We start from the raw sequence: 15,811 nt of genomic DNA, 5'->3' as shown, positions 1-15,811 counted from the left end.
CCGACCGGCTCAGCGAGCGGCAGCGAGCCCGACCGGCTCAGCGAGCAGCAGCGAGGTAGGCGTCGATCTCGGCCGTGATCCGCTGCTTGCCGGCGGGGTCGAGGAAGGACGCGGCCACCGCGTTGCGGGCCAGCCCAGCCAGCCCTTCGGGACCGACCCCGAGCAGGCGGGCGGCCACCGCGTACTCGTCGTTGAGGGTCGTGCCGAACATCGGCGGGTCGTCGGAGTTGATGGTGACGAGCAGCCCGGCCTCGACCAGCCGGGGCAGCGGGTGCTCGTCAAGGTTGGCCACCGCCCGGGTTCGTACGTTGGACGTCGGGCAGATCTCCATCCCGATCTGCCGCTCGGCCAGGTGGGCGAGCAGCTCCGGGTCTCCGGCGGCGGAGATGCCGTGCCCGATCCGCTCGGCGCCCAGCTCGTTGAGGGCGTCCCAGATCGTCTGCGGCCCGGTGGTCTCCCCCGCGTGCGGCACCGAGCGCAGCCCGGCGGCACGGGCCTGGTCGAAGTAGGGCCGGAACTGGGGCCGGGGTACGCCGATCTCCGGGCCACCCAGGCCGAAGCTGATCAGCCCCTCCGGGCGTTCCTGCAGGGCGATGCGCAGCGTCTCCTCGGCCGCGGGCAGGCCTGCCTCGCCGGGAATGTCGAAGCACCAGCGCAGTTCGAGGCCGAAGTCGGCCAGGGCGCGCTTGCGGGCGTCCTCGATCGCCTCGCAGAACGCGGGCGCGGGGATGCCCCGACGCACGTGCGAGTACGGGGTGATGGTCAGCTCCGCGTAGCGGACCTGTTGGCGGGCCAGCTCCCGGGCCACCTCGTGGGTGAGGATCCAGACGTCCTCCGGGTCGCGGATGAGGTCCACCACGCTCAGGTAGACCTCGACGAAGTGCGCGAAGTCGCGGAACTCGAAGTAGTTGGCGAGCGCCTCCGGGTCGGCCGGCACGGGGGTGCGCCCTTCGTGGCGGGCAGCCAGCTCGGCGACGATCCGGGGCGAGGCGGAGCCGACGTGGTGCACGTGCAGCTCCACCTTGGGCAGGCCGGCGATGAAGGCGGGCAGGTCGGTCACTGGCTCTCCTCTGCACGGTCGCCGGTGCGGGCGACGACGAAGACGCGGCGGAACGGGAAGTACACCTGACCCTGCCGCACCGGGTACGCGGCGCTGAGGCGTACCCCCAGCTCGGCCCGGAAGGCGGACCAGCCGGCGGCGTCCAGCGCGGCCCGGACCGGGCGCAGCGCGGTGCCCTCCATCCAGGTCAGCACCGGGTGCTCAGCGGCGGGCCGAGCCGGCAGCAGGTGCACGTAGGTAGTCTCCCAGGCGTCCACGGCGCAGCCGGCGGCGGTCAGCAGTGCCGCGTAGTCGGCCGGGTCGTCGACCGGGTCCGCTCGCAGCAGTGGGGCGACCTCGGCCCGCCAGGTCGGCCGGTCGGCGACCTCGCGCAACGCGCGATGCGATCCGGCGTCGAAGTTGCCGGGGACCTGCATGGCGAGCCACGCGCCGGCGGGCAGCTCGGCGGCCCAGCGGCGCAGCAGCTCCTGGTGGCCGGGCACCCATTGCAGCGCCGCGTTGCTGACCACCACGTCTTCGTCGCCGCCGGGGTGCCAGTCGCGCAGGTCGGCGACGGCGAAGTCGACGGGAGCGCCAAGGGCTGCGGCGCGATCGATCATCTCGGGCGAGGAGTCCAGGCCGAGCACCCGGCTCGTCGGCCAACGCTCGGCGAGGGTGGCGGTGAGCTGGCCGGGGCCGCAGCCGAGATCGACCACCGTCCGGGGCCGCTCGGCCGGGATCCGCGCGACCAGGTCGTAGAACGGCCGGGATCGCTCGTCGCCGAAGCGCAGGTAGGTCGTCGGATCCCACATGGTCGCCTCCTAAAACCGTACGTTCGTCTTGTTGAAAGGTACGGCTCGCCTGGCAGGGCGGCAACCCGATCACTAGGCTCGGGGCATGGAACAGCGCAGCTTCAACCGGCTCGGCCGGACCGTCGGCGCGGTCGGCCTGGGTGCCTGGCAACTGGGCGCCGACTGGGGCACCGTCAGCGAGGACGACGCGATGGCGGTGCTCGCCGCCGCCGTGGACGCCGGGGTCACCTTCCTCGACACCGCCGACGTGTACGGCGACGGTCGCAGCGAGCAACTGATCGGCCGCTTCCTTCGCACCCGACCCGACGCCGGGCTGACCGTCGCCACCAAGATGGGCCGCCGCGTCGAGCAGGTGCCGGAGTCGTACACCCTGGCCAACTTCCGGCAGTGGACCGACCGGTCCCGGGCCAACCTGGGCATGGACACGCTGGACCTGGTCCAGCTGCACTGCCCGCCCACCGCCGTCTTCTCCTCCGACGAGGTCTTCGACGGCCTGGACACCCTCGTCGCCGAGAAGGCCATCGCCGGGTACGGGGTCAGTGTCGAGACCTGCGACCAGGCCCTCACCGCGATCGCCCGACCAGGGGTGGCGAGCGTTCAGATCATCCTCAACGCGGTCCGCCACAAGCCACTCGAGCGTGTCCTGCCGGCAGCCGCCGCGGCCGGAGTGGGCATCATCGCCCGGGTGCCGCTGGCCAGCGGCCTGCTCTCCGGCCGTTACGACGAGCACACCGAGTTCCCCGCCGACGACCACCGCAACTACAACCGGCACGGCGCTGCCTTCGACGTCGGGGAGACGTTCTCCGGGGTCGACTACGAGCAGGGCCTGGCCGCCGTACGCCGGCTGGCTCCGCTTGTCGACGCGGACCGCACGATGGCGCAGTTCGCGCTGCGCTGGGTGCTGGACCAGGCGGGCGTCACCGTCGTCATCCCGGGTGCCCGCGACGCGGATCAGGCCCGGCGCAACACCGCGGCGGCATCCCTGTCTCCGCTCACCGACGGCCAGCTGGCCGCCGTACGCGAGATCTACGACGAGCTGATCCGCCCGCAGGTGCACGACCGGTGGTGACCCGCACACCCGGGATGCTCGCGCCGCGCCGCCCGACCAGCGATGCTGGTGGGCGGCGCGCCGCCCCGGGCGGCGGAGAGGGGACGCGATGAGGGGCTGGCTTCCGCTCACCCTCGGCCTGCTGGCCGTCGTGATCGGTGCGGTGTGGACAGTGCAGGGCCTCGGCTATGTCAGCGGCAGCATGATGACCGACGAGAAGATCTGGGCGGTGCTCGGCCCGCTGGTGGCGCTGGCCGGGCTTGTGGTGATCTGGCTCGGCCTGCGCTCGCGCCGGCGGAACTGACCCCCCGGTCCACACTGGCGCCGGGCGTCGACACGGGAAAGCCCCGCATCCCGGAGGGGATACGGGGCTTCGCAACGACCCTGGCCGGATCGTCCCATTGGTCGGCGGGGGCCGACCATCTCACTCAGATGGGACGGACCTGCTCCGCCTGCGGGCCTTTCTGACCCTGAGCAATCTCGAACTCCACCCGCTGGTTCTCCTCCAGCGAGCGGTAGCCGCTGGACTGGATGGCCGAGAAGTGGACGAACACGTCAGCACCCCCACCATCGACGGTGATGAAGCCGAAGCCCTTGTCAGCGTTGAACCACTTCACGGTTCCCTGAGCCATGTGTATCTCCCTCTAAAAACTGGTGGCCGTGCACGCCGTCCGGCCGATCGGCCGTTTTTGAGCAGCGGCGTCTGAGGCGGCCCCACGAAGGAGACTTCTCTCAACCCACGCCATCTCGCAACAGCGTGGACCAGCAAATCACGTACGCAAAAACTCTGTCACGACCTCTGGAACGAATTTCTCCGACATGTGACCTGACGGATGCCTGAGATCCGCTGGGCGGCGTCCGATGTCATGCGAAAGCCCCCTTCCCATCGATGCGGGAAGGGGGCTGAAGTCGCTGTGTGGTCAGTCCGGCCAACTGCCGGTCATCCGGCGGACGCCGACCGCGCCACCCCGGTCCACGGCAGCCCGGACGACCGCGAAGATGGCCCCCTGCAACGCCGCGGCGGCCAGGATCTCGCCCCAGCCGCGATCCTCGTCTGTCGCGTTTGGCGCCTCGCCGTCGCCTGCGGTGACCTTCCAGACCTGCCGGAAGATCGCGCCGGCCACCACTCCTGCGGCGATACCCATCAACACGCCGACCGGCCGGTACGCGACCCTGCCGATGCTCTTGCTCACCTACGCCTCCCCCGCACGATCATCAGCACCACCACGGTGGCCACCGCACCGGCGGCGATCGCCGCCCACGGCACCGGGTTGCGTCGCATCAACTCGCCCTTGTCGTGCGCCTGCGCGCGCACCAACTCGCTCTTCTCGTAAGCCTGTGCCCGCGCCATCCCGGCACCCCGCACCGCCTGCCCGCGGACCCGGGCGACGGTTTGCGCCGCTTGCTCGCGCATCCGCTCCTTCGCCTGGCCGGCGGACTCCTTCAGACGCGCCTTGACGTCGGCCTTGGCGGCCAACGCCTCCATCGTCTCGCCCAACTCGACCCGGGTGCGACGGATCTCCTCGCGGAGCGCCTCCGTGTCACCGGTCCCGTTGCCCGTCATTGCCGCCCCCTGTCCTTCACTGCGGCGGCGACGGTGTCCATGTCGGCCCTGAGGCTGCGGACCGTGGCCGCCGGCATCGGCGGGACGGCACGGCTGATCTGTTTCTTGCCCACCAGGGCGAAGATGCCGGCCATCAGGAAACAGGCCACCGCCACGATCAGCGCGGCAGCCCAGGCGGGCAGCACCAGGTCGAGCAGCAGGATCGCCGTGGCGACCAGCGCGCCCAGGCCGAAGAATGCCAGCGCGCCGCCGCCGCCGAACAGGCCGATCCCGATGCCTGCGTGCTTGCCCTTCTGGGTCAACTCTGCCCGGGCCAGCGCCAGTTCGTCCCGCACGAGGCGGGAGACCTGCTCGGTGGCTCGCTGCACCAACTCGGCGGTGGAGGGCTCGCTCCCGTTGTGGGATGTGCGGGCGTTCGCCACGTCAGCCATGCTGTCCTCCTTTCCTCATCACCGCGCTGTATGCCCGGAGTCGCCGCCCGTCAATCCTAAAGCGCGCCGAGCAGCTCACCGTCCCCGTTGTCCGGACGCCGCGCCGAAGTGCCGGCACCCGGCCCACTCGATCGCGCCAGAGACGTCCGGCAGCAGATCCCCCACCCAAGGCCGACCAAACCTCCCACCCGGCCCCTCTCCCCCGCCGACCCACGACCGCAGGGCTGATCATGAGGATGGCGGGGAGCAAACCGGGCATACCTCCCCGCCAAGTCCATGATCGTCGCGACTTCGGGAGCAAGATCGACACAACGTCGCCGATGTTGGGGTATCCCGCCCACGCCGGATACCGCAATGTCGGTGATCTGGAGTTGACCATGCCGGTGGCAGGCCACGGAGGCCTACCCACGGTTGGTCGTTGGGCGATTTGTCCGGTCTAGGCATGTCAGGCCCGGCCGACCACCGTCGTGTGTGGGCTGGGGTGTTCCGGGCGGGTCAGGGGCGGGATTCCTCGGGGCCAACGAAGGCTTCGCTGCGGGCGTCGCCGTCGTCGCTGCCGCCGAAGACACGCGCGTCGTCGGGTGCCTCGGTGTCGGTCGCGCGGCGTGCCGGCCGCCTCGGCTGCACCCACTGCCAGGGCAGGTTGCTGCTGGCATCGCCCAGCTCGGTGCGCATCCGGGGCATCGCGGTCGGGCGATTGTCCCGGATCCAGGCCACCAGGTGCTCCCGGACGAGGCAGCGCAGGTCCCACAGACTGCCCGCGTCGGCGGCGCTGACCAGCGCGCGCATCCGCACCATCCCACCGGTGGCGTCGGTGACCTGCAGGACGCACACCCGCCCGTCCCACAGCTCGGTGCCCTCGACGAGGCGGCGCAACTCCTCGCGCATGGTCTGCACCGACACCGCCCAGTCCACGTCGATCTCGGCGGTGCCGAGCACCGCCGACTCGGTCCGGGTCCAGTTCTGAAACGGCTTGCTGGTGAAGTACGAGGTGGGCAGGATCAACCGCCGGTCGTCCCAGATCTGCACGACGACGTAGCTGAGGGTCAGCTCCTCGATCCGACCCCACTCCCCCTCGACGACCACGACGTCGTCGAGGCGGACGGCGTCGCTGAAGGCGAGTTGAAGGCCTGCGAAGACGTTGCCGAGCAGGCTCTGCGCGGCGAGCGCGGCCACCACACCGACCACGCCGGCCGAGGTCAGCACACCGGCGCCGATGCCGCGCACGCTCGGAAAGGTCATCAGCATCACGCCGACGGTCAGGATGACGATCACCGCGATGGTCAGTCGGCGCAGCATCACCACCTGGGTCCGGACCCGCCGGGCGTGCCGGTTGTCGGGCACGTCGACCCGGAACCGGGCGAGTGCGGTGTCCTCCACGACGATCAGCAGAGCGGCGACCAGCCAGGCGGTGGTGGCGATGACGCCGAGGAGGAGCAGGTGCAGCAGCAGCCGCCGCCAACTCTCGCCGACCGCGTACCCGGTGCTGAAGCGGACGGCGAACTGCACGGCAAGGACCGTGCCGGCGACCTGGAACGGGCGGTGCGCGTGATCGGTCAGCTCGGTCAACAGCAGTGATCGGCGGCCGAACCGCCGGGTCAGCCGGTGGACGACCTCGACCAGGAACAGGGCGACCGCCGCCGCGACGAGCGCGGCGACGGCCGTTTCGAGATAACTCTGCACGGCTTCGGTGCTCCCCTTCGACCAGGCGTCGGGCACTTCGGGCAAAAGCCCGCCAGTGCCCGACGTCGCCGGACTCGACCAGCTCAGACCTTGCGGTACCGGGACTGGAGGAAGCAGAAGAAGCCGAAGGCGGCGATGCCCAGGGCGACGAGGGTCAGCAGGAACACGCCGTACGACTGCTCGCGCAGCGTGTGCAGTGCCGCGTCAAGACCCCGAGCCTTCTCCGGGTCGTAGTTGACCGCAGCCACGACGACCAGCAGACCGGAGATGCCGTACGCGACGCCCTTGGCGATGTAACCGGCCATGCCGAGGCGGCGGGCCAGCTTGCGGGTCTTCGGGCTCATCTCGCCGGTCTTGAGGTGCTTCTCGAACCGCTTGACGGCCCCGTAGATGACCAGGCCGACACCGATCGCGGCGAGCACCACCCCGGCCAGGCCGACCAGCCAGCGGCCACCGCTGGAGGTCATCAGCTTGCCGGTCAGGGCCTCCTGTTGGTCGGCGCTGTTCGAGCCGGCGTCGTTGAAGACCTTGAAGGCGGTCCAGGCGAAGTAGAGGTAGACGAGGGTCCGGCCGGCCGAGGCGAGCCGTTCGGTGACTCGCTCCCTGCCGCGCTCGGCGCGGTGCCCGACCGCCGCCTCCAGCGCCTGCCAGATCGCCATCGCGAGCAGGCCGACCGCGGTGGCGATGACCAGGAACTTACCCAGGGGTTGTGCGGCGAGGGTACGCAGCGCGCCGGACTGGTCGCCGTCATCGGACGACGTGCCGAACGCGATCTGCAACGCCAGCCAGGCGAAGAGTAGGTGGACGATGCCGTAGCCGATGAAGCCGGCCCGGGCGAGGAGTTCCAGCCACCGGCTGTCCGCCGTTCGGGAGGCGGTGGCTTCGGCGCTACGGGTGAGTGACATGGCGTCACAATCTCCGGTTTCGGAGATTCCCAAACGTCGGCCACCGCCGCCCGCCCAGCTCAGCTCAGCTGCCCGGGTTACGTGCTACACGAATTTTGACCTGCTGGTCGGTGACGCTGTCCAAGGTGACCGAGAAACCGCCGGCCTCGGCGGCCTGCTGCCCGGTGGTGAGGGTGAGCTGTTCGCCGGCGACCTCGACGGTCACCTGGTCACCCTCGGCGCCGACCAGTTTGGCCTCGATACCCAGGATGGTGGTCCTCGCGTCGACACCCCGATCGAAGGTGACCGTGCAGGCGTCCACCGCGCAGTCGGTGGAGGCGCCCTGCGAGCTGCAGCCGGCGAGCACGGCGAAGCCGAGCGCCAGACCGGCGAAAAGGCCGGCGGTGCGGCGAATGGGGGTCAATGGGATGGTGGCGGATCGTTTCGTCACCTCGCCAAGGGTACGAGACGGCCGCGAGCCCCTCGCCGAACAGTGATCAGCCGGCGGCCGACCAGGGCACGAGGGGCACCGGCTAGGGTCCGGGACATGCCCTTCGACATCGCCCGCACCCGGGCCGCCTACCCCGCCCTGACCGAGGGCTTCGTTCATTTCGACGGTGCCGGCGGCACCCAGACCGCGGCCAGTGTGATCGACGCGATCACCGACGCCATGCGTACCGCGGTCGGTAACCGCAGCGCTGCCAACGTGGCGGGTCGCCGGTCGTTGGAGTTGGTGGCCGAGGCTCGCTCGGCGGTGGCCGATCTGCTCGGTGCCGACCCGTCCGGGGTGGTGCTGGGCCCGAGCGCCACCGCGCTGACGTACACCCTGGCCCGCACGCTCGGCGCGACCTGGCGCCCGGGCGACGAGGTGGTGGTCTCCCGGCTCGACCACGACTCGAACGTGCGGCCGTGGGTGCAGGCCGCCGAGGCGGCCGGCGCGACAGTGCGCTGGGCCGAGGTGGACCGGCACACCGGTGAGCTGCCCGCAACCCAGTACGCCGATCTGGTCGGTGAGCGGACCCGGCTGGTCGCGGTGACGGCCGGTAGCAACGCCATCGGCACCATGCCGGACGTGCCCGCGATCGCCAAGACCGCGCACGCGGTCGGTGCGCTGGTCTACGTCGACGGGGTGCACTCGGTGCCGCACGGGCCGACCGATCTGGCCTCGCTCGGCGCCGACGTTCTGGTCACCAGTGCCTACAAGTGGTCCGGCCCGCACCTGGCGGCGATGGTGGCCGACCCGGCCCGGTGGGCGGCACTGCGCCCGGCGAAGCTGGTGCCGTCCTCCGACGCGGTGCCGGACCGGTTCGAGTACGGCACCCCGAGCTTCCCGCTGCTGGCCGGCGTGACGGCGGCGGTGGATCACCTGGCGGGTCTGGACCCGGACGCGGTCGGTGACCGGCGGGCGCGGCTGCGGGCCGGGCTGGCCGCCGCTCAGGCCCACGAGGAGGCCCTGCTGGACCGGCTGCTCGCCGGGCTGGCGGAGCGGCCGGCGATCACCGTGTACGGCTCCCCGGCCCGGCGCTGCCCGACGATTTCGTTCCGGGTCGCCGGGATGTCACCAGCGGCCACCCAGGAGGCACTGGGCGCCGCCGGGTTCTGCCTCTCCGTCGGCGACTACTACGCCTACGAGTACTTCCAGCTGATGGGCCTGCGTGACAGTGGCGGCGCGGTGCGGGCCAGCATCTACCACTACAACACCGCCGACGAGGTGGACCGGTTGCTCGGTGAACTGGACGTGCTGACCGACAGCTCGGGGAGAATGGCCGGATGAGCACCCTGGTCGAGGACAACCCGGCGAAGCACCGCTTCGAGATCCTCATCGACGACGCGCTGGCCGGCTTCACCGCGTACCTGGCGCGTGGCGAGGTCCTGGTCTTCACCCACACCGAGGTGGACCGGAGCTTCCAGGGCAAGGGCGTGGGGAGCACGCTGATGCGGGGCACGCTGGACCAGCTCCGTGAGCGCGGCACGAAGGTGGTGCCGCAGTGCCCCTTCATGGCCGCGTTCATCGACAAGCACCCCGAGTACGCGGACCTGGTCGCCGACCTCCCGTAGCGCCGACCGGCCGGTCAGCACCGGCCGGTCCAGCTCAGCGGCTGCCGGTCAGCACCTCGGCGGCGGCCCACCCGCTGGCCCGGGTGGCACCGTGGGTGGCCAGGTGCACCGCCCCGGTGATCAGCTCGGGCACGCCCAGCTCGACCACGACCGCGTCCGGCCGGGCGGCCAACGCGCGCTGCACCGCGGCGCGCATCCAGTCGTGCCGGTGCAGGTCGCGGACCACCAGGACCAGTGGGCGAGGGCCCGCCCCGGCGCCTGGGTCGGCCGGCACGTCGGGTTCGGCGTAGCGGACCGTGCTCGTGCCGGGCAGCAGCTCGCCCAGCGGTGCGCCGATGCCCCACGGGGTCTCCGCACCGATGGCGATGTTGCGCAGCGGCTCGAACTCGACGACGTGCGCCGCGCGGGTCAACGGCAGCGCGACCGTCGCGCTCGGGGCGACAGTGACCCGAACCGCACGGCGGGCGGCGACCAGCCCGACGTCGGCGGTGCCGCGCTTCTCGGCCGACCCGGCGCGGGCTGCCACCGTCCAGGCGGCGAGTTGACCGACACGCTTGGCCGCCTCGGCGAGGCGTTCCTCGGGCAGCTCACCGGAGACGACCGCGGCGACGATGGCGTCGCGCAGCTCACGGGCCGACTGCTCGTCGGCCCGTTCGCCGCCGATGCAGATCGCGTCCGCTCCGGCGGCGAGGGCGCGGACCGTCGCCCCGGCGAAGCCGTACCGGTCGGCGACCGCGCGCATCTCCACCGCGTCGGTCACCACCACGCCGGAGAAGCCCATCTCGTCGCGGAGCAGCCCACTCAGGATGCGCCGACTCAGCGTGGCCGGCAGTTGCGGGTCGAGGGCGGGCACCAACAGGTGGCCGGTCATCACCGCCTGCACCCCGGCGGCGACGGCGGCCCGGAACGGGGCCAGCTCGCAGGTGTCCAGTCGGTCCCGGTCGGCGGTGATCCGGGGCAGGTCGTGGTGTGAGTCGACGCGGGTGTCGCCGTGCCCGGGGAAGTGCTTGGCGCAGGCCGCGACGCCACCGGCCTGGAGCCCGCGGACCCAGGCGGCGGTGTGCCGCGCGACAAGCGCCGGGTCGGCACCGAACGAGCGGACGCCGATCACCGGGTTCTCCGGGTTGGAGTTGACGTCGGCGTCCGGGGCGTAGTTGAGGGTTACCCCTGCCGCGGCCAGTTCGACGCCGAGGTCCCGGGCGACCGCCTCGGTCAACTCCGGGTCGTCGACCGCGCCGAGGGCGAAGTTGCCGGGCCGGGAGCTGCCGTGGACCGATTCGAGCCGAGTGACGTCACCGGCCTCCTCGTCGATCGCCACGATGACGTCCGGACGTTCGGCACGCAGCGTCGCGGTGAGCGCCGCCACCTGCGCGGGATCGACGACGTTGCGGGCGAAGAGCACCACCGAGCCGAGGCCCTCGCCGAGCCAGCGGCACACCCACGGTGGTGGGATGGTGCCGACGAACCCGGGTTGCAGGACGGCAGCGGCGAGGGCCGGGAGGTGCCCGGTGGGCGTGGTCACGCCACCCCCTCCTGGCGGTCGGCGTCGATCACCGGCGTCGGTGCGCCCCCGTCGACCCGCTGGTTGCGCTCGCTCATGCGGCCCCCGTACCCCATCTCTCGCGCGCCCTTGGCGCACCGCCACCGGCCGGCGGTCCTGCCATGGTCACACCGGGCGATTCAATAGTCAATAAACCTTACAGTTGCCCGGCGGCCCGATCCCCGGGAGAGTGCGGGGATGGACCCCGCCCTGCTGGCCGACGCGACGAGCCCGGCCGACATCCCCGGCGTACGCCTGCTCGGCCTGGTCGTCGGCGCCCTGCTGCTGCTCGCCGCGATCCGGGCGATGTTCGGCCGCCGCTGAGCTCGACCCGCCGCCCGACATACCGGCCGATCGGGTGTGACCGACCTCGGCCGGGGTACCGCTCCCCCAACAGCAGGTCCGCGTGCCAAAGGGGAAACGATGAAGATCGGTTACTTTCTGTCCAGTGAGGAGTTCACCCCAGCCGAGCTGCTGGATCAGGCGCGCGGTGCCGAGCGGGCCGGTTTCGAGGCGCTGTGGATCTCCGACCACTACCACCCCTGGGTGGACGCACAGGGCCAGAGCCCATTCGTCTGGTCGATGATCGGCGCGCTCAGCCAGGTCTGCTCGCTGCCGGTGATGACCGCGGTGACCTGCCCGACCCTGCGGATCCACCCGGCCGTGATCGCCCAGGCGGCGGCGACAAGCGCAGTGCTGCACGGCGGGCGTTTCGTGCTCGGCGTCGGCACCGGCGAGGCGCTCAACGAGCACATCTTCGGCGACGCCTGGCCGCCGACCGACGTCCGCCTGGAGATGCTGGAGGAGGCCGTCGAGGTGCTGCGGAAGTTGTGGACCGGCGATTTCGTCAACCACCGCGGCAAGCACTACACCGTCGAGCAAGCCCGGATCTACACGCTGCCCGACACGCCCCCGCCGATCTACGTCTCCGGCTTCGGCCCGAAGTCCATCGACCTGGCCGCCCGGATCGGCGACGGCTATGTGACCACGATGCCGGACGCGGAGATGGTGCGCCGCTTCCGCGCGAACGGCGGCGGGGACAAGCCGTGCCAGGCCGGCTTCAAGGCGGCGTACGCCGACAGCGAGGACGAGGGCATGCGCATCGCGTACGAGCGCTGGCCCAACGCCGGGGTCCCGGGTGAGCTGTCCCAGGTGCTTCCCTCACCGCGCCATTTCGAGCAGGCCGCCGAGTTGGTCAAGCCGGAGATGTTGAAGGAGTCGTTCGTCTGCGGCAACAGTGTCGACGCCCACCTGGAGATGATCGACCAGTACGCCAAGGCCGGCTTCGACGAGCTGTACGTGGCGAACACCGGCCCGCACTACCAGGGCCTGTTCGACCTCTACCAGCGTGAGGTCCTGCCCCGCCTGCGCTGAGCCCCGCAGCCGCCGAGCCCGACCACGGCCACCGCGTCGCCCCGGCTCCGACTACTCGGGGGCCGGGGCGATCCCGTGCAGCAGGGTCGCGATCAGGTCGTCGACGTCCCGACTCGGCAGGGACGGAGGGGTCGCGTCGTCCGGATGCAGGAGATGCCGCAGCACCAGGTCGTGGCAGACCCCGACGATGAGTGCCGCGACCGCGTCGACCCGGGCGTGTGCGGCGACCCGACCGAGTCGTTGTTCGGCGCGCAGGTAGTCGACGACCGCGGCGCGCACCGGCCCGTCGCCCTGCGGTAGCCCGGCGAGGCGTTGCAGAACCACCGGCTGGTGCAGCAGCCCTGCGAAGGCTGGCAGGACCGCCGCGTGAAAGGCCAGCGCCCAGGTCAGGTACGCGCGCAGGTTGGCCTCGACGGTGCGGGAACCCGCCTGCCCGGGAGGCCCTCCGGCGGCCCGCTCGGCCGACTGGACGCGAGCCTGCAGGGCGTACGCCAGCAACTCCTCCTTGTCGGCGAAGTGGTTGTAGAGCACCCCGTCGGCAACCCCGGCCTCCCGGGCGATGTCACGGACGGTGAGCCGCCCCGCGCCGCGCTGGGCGATCAGCCGTTCGGCGCTGGCAATCAGATGCTCGCGCAAGCTCTGGTCGCCGCCGCGCAACGCCGCCGCTCTTCTCGGTGCCATCATCGGCATCGTAGAGGCACGGTGACCTGCACCGCGCCCGCGGTCATCCGGGTCGTCGCGCGGTCACCAGCCAGGCCGTACCGCGCATCCGGACCCCGTCGGGGCTCTCGTGGCGGCGCAAGGTGGCGGCCATCGCCTCGGTGGCGCGCTGCGCCGTTGCCGGGTCGACGCGGACGAGTTGGTGGCGCAGCGGCCCCCATTCGGCGAGGAAGCGCGCGGCATCGGACGCGTCGCGTCCCCAGAGCTGGGTCGCCTCGACCGGGGTGCAGTCGACGGCAAGGAACCCGGCGTCGGTGAGGACCTGCCGCACGATCGCGGGGTCGGCGAGAGAGAGCGGCTCGGCGACTGCGGTCCCGTCGCTGCCGGACTGTGGCAGGTGCGCGGCGAAGGCCTCGAGCACCGCGCCGAGGTCGCCGCCCCAGCCGTCGTTCAGGCAGACGAATGCGAGCCGACCGCCGGGGCGAAGCGCCCGACCGACGTTGCCGAAGGCGGCAACCGGGTCGCCGAAGAACATCACGCCGAAGCGGCTCAGCGCGACGTCGAAGCCGCCCACCGGGAACGGGTGGACCTGGGCGTCGGCGCGGATGAACCGCACGTTCGACACGCCCTCGGCCCGCGCGCTGGCCTCGGCCCGCCGCACCATCGGCACGGAGAGGTCGATGCCGGTCGCCTCGCCGTGCGGGCCGCTGGTGGCGGCGGCGAGCCGGGTCAGCTGGCCATTGCCGCAGCCGACGTCGAGGACCCGGTCACCGGGTTGGACCGCGGCCACCAGCAGCGGGTTGAAGCCCCGGTTCACCGCGTCGTAGCGGTCCGAGTGCTCGGCCCAGTGCTGCCCCTCGTAACCGTTCCAGGCCTGCGCCTGCTGCTCGTTGACGATCACGCCACCACCTCCACCATCATGAACCGGCGTTCATGAACTGCTGTTCATAATCCTGCCGCCGGGCATCGTCGTCAACCTGTCGACCGCTTCCGAACCAGCTGTCCACCCGAGACGGTTTCGGCTGTGAACGGCTCGGGTACCTCCGGCCCTCGATGAAACTGTCCACGCATTCGATGACGTTGCGCCGCGCGGCGCGGAGCCTCTTCGGCTGGAAAGCGCTGCGGCCCAACCAACTCGCCGCCATGCGCGCGGTGATGAAACGACGTGACGCCCTGGTGGTGTTGCCCACCGGTGCCGGCAAGTCGGCCATCTACCAGATTCCGGCCAGCCTGATCCCCGGCCCCACCGTGGTGATCTCCCCGCTGCTGGCCCTTCAGCAGGATCAGATCGCCTCCCTCAACGAGCGGCAACGCCCGGAGCTGCGGGCGGTGCGGATCAGCTCGAACGAGTCGCCCACCCAGCAGGCCCAGGCGATCACCGAGATCCGCGAGGGCCGGGCGGAGTTTCTGTTCATCACGCCGGAGCAGCTGAGCAACCCCGACCGGATGGCCGAGGTCGCCGCGTTGAAGCCGGCGCTGGTGGCCATCGACGAGGCGCACTGCATCTCGGCCTGGGGGCACGACTTCCGCCCCGACTACCTGGCGCTCGGGCACCTGATCGAGGGCATCGGTCGGCCGCCGGTGGTGGCGCTGACCGCCACCGCGTCCCCGCCGGTACGCGACGACATCATCGCCCGGCTGCGACTGCGCGAGCCGGAGGTGGTGGTCTCCGGGCTGGACCGGCCCAACCTGTTCCTGGAGGTGGCGCACTGCCCCACCGAGGACTACCGCTGGCGGCGCCTGATGGCACTGCTGCGCGACGAGGGGCGGCCGGGGATCATCTACGTGCCGACCCGCCGCGCCGCCGAGGAGCTCGCCACCCGGTTGACCGACGCCGGCTTCCCGGCGCAGTTCTACCACGGTGGAATGTCGGCCGGTGCCCGCGCGGAACTGCACGAGGCGTTCCTCGCCGACCAGGTCCCCATCATGGTGGCGACCTCGGCGTTCGGCATGGGCATCGACAAGCCGAACATCGCCTGGGTGGTGCACATGGCGCTACCCGACTCCCCGGACAGCTACTTCCAAGAGATCGGCCGGGCCGGGCGCGACGGGCAGCCGGCCCGCGTGCTGCTGCTCTGGCAGGCCGAGGACGTCGGCCTGCAACGGTTCTTCAGCGGTGGCCTGCCCGACCACGACGAACTGCGCGACCTGGCCGCGCTGCTGCGCCGCAAGCCGGCCACCAAGACCGAGTTGCGCGAGACCACCGGCCTCGGGCCGCGCAAGCTGGGCCAGTATCTCTCCCTGCTGGAGCAGATCGGCGCCGCCGAGCCGCGCGCCCGGCAGCGCATCGGCGCTCCCCGCTACTCCCCCACCCCGACCGACGCCGCCGCGGCGGCGCTGGGCGAGGCGGAACGGCAGCAGACGGTGACCCGGTCCCGCACCGACATGATGCGGGCCTTCGCCGAGACCAGCGCCTGCCGGGGGCAGACCCTGCTGGCCTACTTCGGCGAGCAGATGACCGAGGTCTGCGGGCACTGCGACAACTGCCATGCCGGCACCAGCGTCACCGACCAGGGCGCGGTCGGGCCGTTCCCGGTGCACAGTCAGGTGCGCCACCCGGAGTGGGGGCACGGCATGGTGCTCTCCTACGAGGACGACAAGATGACGGTTCTCTTCGATGAGGTCGGGTACAAGACGTTGTCGGTGCGCGTGGTGTCCGAACAGGGCCTGCTGACCCTGGACTAGCCTGACCCGGGCACCGACGTGGAGCCCGGTGGA

The 15,811-nt window shown here is 71.5% G+C and carries 19 protein-coding genes; 7 read left to right on the top strand and 12 right to left on the bottom strand.

The genetic code is table 11. The features are described 5' to 3' along the window. Nucleotides 1–37: 37 nt before the first annotated feature. Together ACLQ28_RS23895 and ACLQ28_RS23890 are read right to left on the bottom strand one after the other, a co-directional pair. Nucleotides 38–1,060 carry an adenosine deaminase gene (locus ACLQ28_RS23895; RefSeq protein WP_425688502.1) on the bottom strand — a complete coding sequence of 341 codons (1,023 nt, stop codon included), beginning with the start codon at nucleotides 1,058–1,060 and terminating at the stop codon, nucleotides 38–40. Next, the gene (locus ACLQ28_RS23890) at nucleotides 1,057–1,851 is read right to left on the bottom strand and encodes a trans-aconitate 2-methyltransferase (protein WP_425688501.1); all 795 of its coding nucleotides are present in this window, start codon (nucleotides 1,849–1,851) and stop codon (nucleotides 1,057–1,059) included. The genes ACLQ28_RS23895 and ACLQ28_RS23890 overlap by 4 nt, the downstream gene beginning before the upstream one ends. Before the next feature lie 85 nt (nucleotides 1,852–1,936). Between ACLQ28_RS23890 and ACLQ28_RS23885 the strand changes: the two genes are divergently transcribed. Both ACLQ28_RS23885 and ACLQ28_RS23880 read left to right on the top strand, forming a co-directional pair. After that, nucleotides 1,937–2,920 carry an aldo/keto reductase gene (locus ACLQ28_RS23885; RefSeq protein ID WP_425688500.1) on the top strand — a complete coding sequence of 328 codons (984 nt, stop codon included), beginning with the start codon at nucleotides 1,937–1,939 and terminating at the stop codon, nucleotides 2,918–2,920. 88 nt (nucleotides 2,921–3,008) lie between these two features. Next, complete coding sequence (locus tag ACLQ28_RS23880; protein WP_425688499.1) at nucleotides 3,009–3,203, top strand: hypothetical protein; 195 nt, start codon at nucleotides 3,009–3,011, stop codon at nucleotides 3,201–3,203. Between the two features lie 124 nt (nucleotides 3,204–3,327). Here the strand turns inward: ACLQ28_RS23880 and ACLQ28_RS23875 are convergent, their stop codons facing one another. From ACLQ28_RS23875 to ACLQ28_RS23845, 7 genes are all read right to left on the bottom strand, one after another. Next, nucleotides 3,328–3,531 (bottom strand): cold-shock protein, encoded by a 204-nt coding sequence (locus ACLQ28_RS23875; protein WP_088962828.1) that lies wholly within the window; start codon nucleotides 3,529–3,531, stop codon nucleotides 3,328–3,330. Between the two features lie 288 nt (nucleotides 3,532–3,819). Then, entirely contained in the window at nucleotides 3,820–4,092 is a 273-nt protein-coding gene (locus ACLQ28_RS23870) for a DUF4235 domain-containing protein (RefSeq protein ID WP_425688498.1), read from the bottom strand. Further along, nucleotides 4,089–4,463 carry a DUF3618 domain-containing protein gene (locus ACLQ28_RS23865; protein ID WP_425688497.1) on the bottom strand — a complete coding sequence of 125 codons (375 nt, stop codon included), beginning with the start codon at nucleotides 4,461–4,463 and terminating at the stop codon, nucleotides 4,089–4,091. The genes ACLQ28_RS23870 and ACLQ28_RS23865 overlap by 4 nt, the downstream gene beginning before the upstream one ends. Continuing rightward, the gene (locus ACLQ28_RS23860) at nucleotides 4,460–4,894 is read right to left on the bottom strand and encodes a phage holin family protein (RefSeq protein WP_425688496.1); all 435 of its coding nucleotides are present in this window, start codon (nucleotides 4,892–4,894) and stop codon (nucleotides 4,460–4,462) included. The genes ACLQ28_RS23865 and ACLQ28_RS23860 overlap by 4 nt, the downstream gene beginning before the upstream one ends. Nucleotides 4,895–5,389: 495 nt before the next feature. Beyond that, entirely contained in the window at nucleotides 5,390–6,577 is a 1,188-nt protein-coding gene (locus tag ACLQ28_RS23855; protein WP_425688495.1) for a mechanosensitive ion channel family protein, read from the bottom strand. Nucleotides 6,578–6,660: 83 nt separating this feature from the next. Beyond that, nucleotides 6,661–7,482 (bottom strand): DUF1206 domain-containing protein, encoded by an 822-nt coding sequence (locus ACLQ28_RS23850; RefSeq protein ID WP_425688494.1) that lies wholly within the window; start codon nucleotides 7,480–7,482, stop codon nucleotides 6,661–6,663. Nucleotides 7,483–7,546: 64 nt separating this feature from the next. Beyond that, nucleotides 7,547–7,912 (bottom strand): hypothetical protein, encoded by a 366-nt coding sequence (locus ACLQ28_RS23845; RefSeq protein WP_425688493.1) that lies wholly within the window; start codon nucleotides 7,910–7,912, stop codon nucleotides 7,547–7,549. Between the two features lie 96 nt (nucleotides 7,913–8,008). Between ACLQ28_RS23845 and ACLQ28_RS23840 the strand changes: the two genes are divergently transcribed. Then, nucleotides 8,009–9,235, top strand: coding sequence for a cysteine desulfurase-like protein (locus ACLQ28_RS23840; RefSeq protein WP_425688492.1), 1,227 nt, complete (start codon nucleotides 8,009–8,011; stop codon nucleotides 9,233–9,235). Continuing rightward, nucleotides 9,232–9,519, top strand: a complete 288-nt coding sequence (locus tag ACLQ28_RS23835) for a GNAT family N-acetyltransferase (RefSeq protein WP_425688491.1) — start codon at nucleotides 9,232–9,234, stop codon at nucleotides 9,517–9,519. Before ACLQ28_RS23840 ends, ACLQ28_RS23835 begins: the two co-directional genes overlap by 4 nt. A 34-nt stretch (nucleotides 9,520–9,553) precedes the next feature. Here the strand turns inward: ACLQ28_RS23835 and ACLQ28_RS23830 are convergent, their stop codons facing one another. Beyond that, complete coding sequence (locus tag ACLQ28_RS23830) at nucleotides 9,554–11,041, bottom strand: glycoside hydrolase family 3 protein (protein ID WP_425688490.1); 1,488 nt, start codon at nucleotides 11,039–11,041, stop codon at nucleotides 9,554–9,556. A gap of 216 nt (nucleotides 11,042–11,257) precedes the next feature. On the opposite strand from ACLQ28_RS23830, the gene ACLQ28_RS23825 reads away from it, so the two are divergent. Together ACLQ28_RS23825 and ACLQ28_RS23820 are read left to right on the top strand one after the other, a co-directional pair. Next, on the top strand, nucleotides 11,258–11,383 hold the full coding sequence (locus tag ACLQ28_RS23825) for a hypothetical protein (protein WP_255421242.1): 126 nt from the start codon (nucleotides 11,258–11,260) through the stop codon (nucleotides 11,381–11,383). A 99-nt stretch (nucleotides 11,384–11,482) separates the two neighbouring features. Next, nucleotides 11,483–12,433: a TIGR03557 family F420-dependent LLM class oxidoreductase gene (locus tag ACLQ28_RS23820; protein ID WP_425688489.1), complete on the top strand. Its 951-nt coding sequence runs from the start codon at nucleotides 11,483–11,485 to the stop codon at nucleotides 12,431–12,433. 51 nt (nucleotides 12,434–12,484) lie between these two features. Here ACLQ28_RS23820 and ACLQ28_RS23815 read toward each other — a convergent pair whose 3' ends face one another. After that, the gene (locus ACLQ28_RS23815) at nucleotides 12,485–13,114 is read right to left on the bottom strand and encodes a TetR/AcrR family transcriptional regulator (RefSeq protein ID WP_425688488.1); all 630 of its coding nucleotides are present in this window, start codon (nucleotides 13,112–13,114) and stop codon (nucleotides 12,485–12,487) included. Nucleotides 13,115–13,157: 43 nt separating this feature from the next. Beyond that, nucleotides 13,158–13,994 carry a class I SAM-dependent methyltransferase gene (locus ACLQ28_RS23810; RefSeq protein ID WP_425688487.1) on the bottom strand — a complete coding sequence of 279 codons (837 nt, stop codon included), beginning with the start codon at nucleotides 13,992–13,994 and terminating at the stop codon, nucleotides 13,158–13,160. Between the two features lie 152 nt (nucleotides 13,995–14,146). Between ACLQ28_RS23810 and ACLQ28_RS23805 the strand changes: the two genes are divergently transcribed. After that, nucleotides 14,147–15,778: a RecQ family ATP-dependent DNA helicase gene (locus ACLQ28_RS23805; RefSeq protein WP_425688486.1), complete on the top strand. Its 1,632-nt coding sequence runs from the start codon at nucleotides 14,147–14,149 to the stop codon at nucleotides 15,776–15,778. The last annotated feature ends 33 nt before the right edge of the window (nucleotides 15,779–15,811 follow it).

The organism is Micromonospora sp. DT201 (genome assembly GCF_049841575.1).
Lineage (GTDB): Bacteria > Actinomycetota > Actinomycetes > Mycobacteriales > Micromonosporaceae > Micromonospora.
Note: the sequence above shows the minus strand (reverse complement) of the source record. Positions and strands in the feature narration are given on the sequence as shown.

Excerpts from the sequence above, each read along its gene's own strand:
- ACLQ28_RS23890 (WP_425688501.1), bottom strand. The coding sequence starts at position 1,851 with ATGTGGGATCCGACGACCTACCTGCGCTTCGGCGACGAGCGATCCCGG.
- ACLQ28_RS23885 (WP_425688500.1), top strand. The coding sequence starts at position 1,937 with ATGGAACAGCGCAGCTTCAACCGGCTCGGCCGGACCGTCGGCGCGGTC.
- ACLQ28_RS23880 (WP_425688499.1), top strand. The coding sequence starts at position 3,009 with ATGAGGGGCTGGCTTCCGCTCACCCTCGGCCTGCTGGCCGTCGTGATC.
- ACLQ28_RS23875 (WP_088962828.1), bottom strand. The coding sequence starts at position 3,531 with ATGGCTCAGGGAACCGTGAAGTGGTTCAACGCTGACAAGGGCTTCGGC.
- ACLQ28_RS23865 (WP_425688497.1), bottom strand. The coding sequence starts at position 4,463 with ATGACGGGCAACGGGACCGGTGACACGGAGGCGCTCCGCGAGGAGATC.
- ACLQ28_RS23860 (WP_425688496.1), bottom strand. The coding sequence starts at position 4,894 with ATGGCTGACGTGGCGAACGCCCGCACATCCCACAACGGGAGCGAGCCC.
- ACLQ28_RS23850 (WP_425688494.1), bottom strand. The coding sequence starts at position 7,482 with ATGTCACTCACCCGTAGCGCCGAAGCCACCGCCTCCCGAACGGCGGAC.
- ACLQ28_RS23840 (WP_425688492.1), top strand. The coding sequence starts at position 8,009 with ATGCCCTTCGACATCGCCCGCACCCGGGCCGCCTACCCCGCCCTGACC.
- ACLQ28_RS23835 (WP_425688491.1), top strand. The coding sequence starts at position 9,232 with ATGAGCACCCTGGTCGAGGACAACCCGGCGAAGCACCGCTTCGAGATC.
- ACLQ28_RS23825 (WP_255421242.1), top strand. The coding sequence starts at position 11,258 with ATGGACCCCGCCCTGCTGGCCGACGCGACGAGCCCGGCCGACATCCCC.
- ACLQ28_RS23820 (WP_425688489.1), top strand. The coding sequence starts at position 11,483 with ATGAAGATCGGTTACTTTCTGTCCAGTGAGGAGTTCACCCCAGCCGAG.
- ACLQ28_RS23815 (WP_425688488.1), bottom strand. The coding sequence starts at position 13,114 with ATGGCACCGAGAAGAGCGGCGGCGTTGCGCGGCGGCGACCAGAGCTTG.
- ACLQ28_RS23805 (WP_425688486.1), top strand. The coding sequence starts at position 14,147 with ATGAAACTGTCCACGCATTCGATGACGTTGCGCCGCGCGGCGCGGAGC.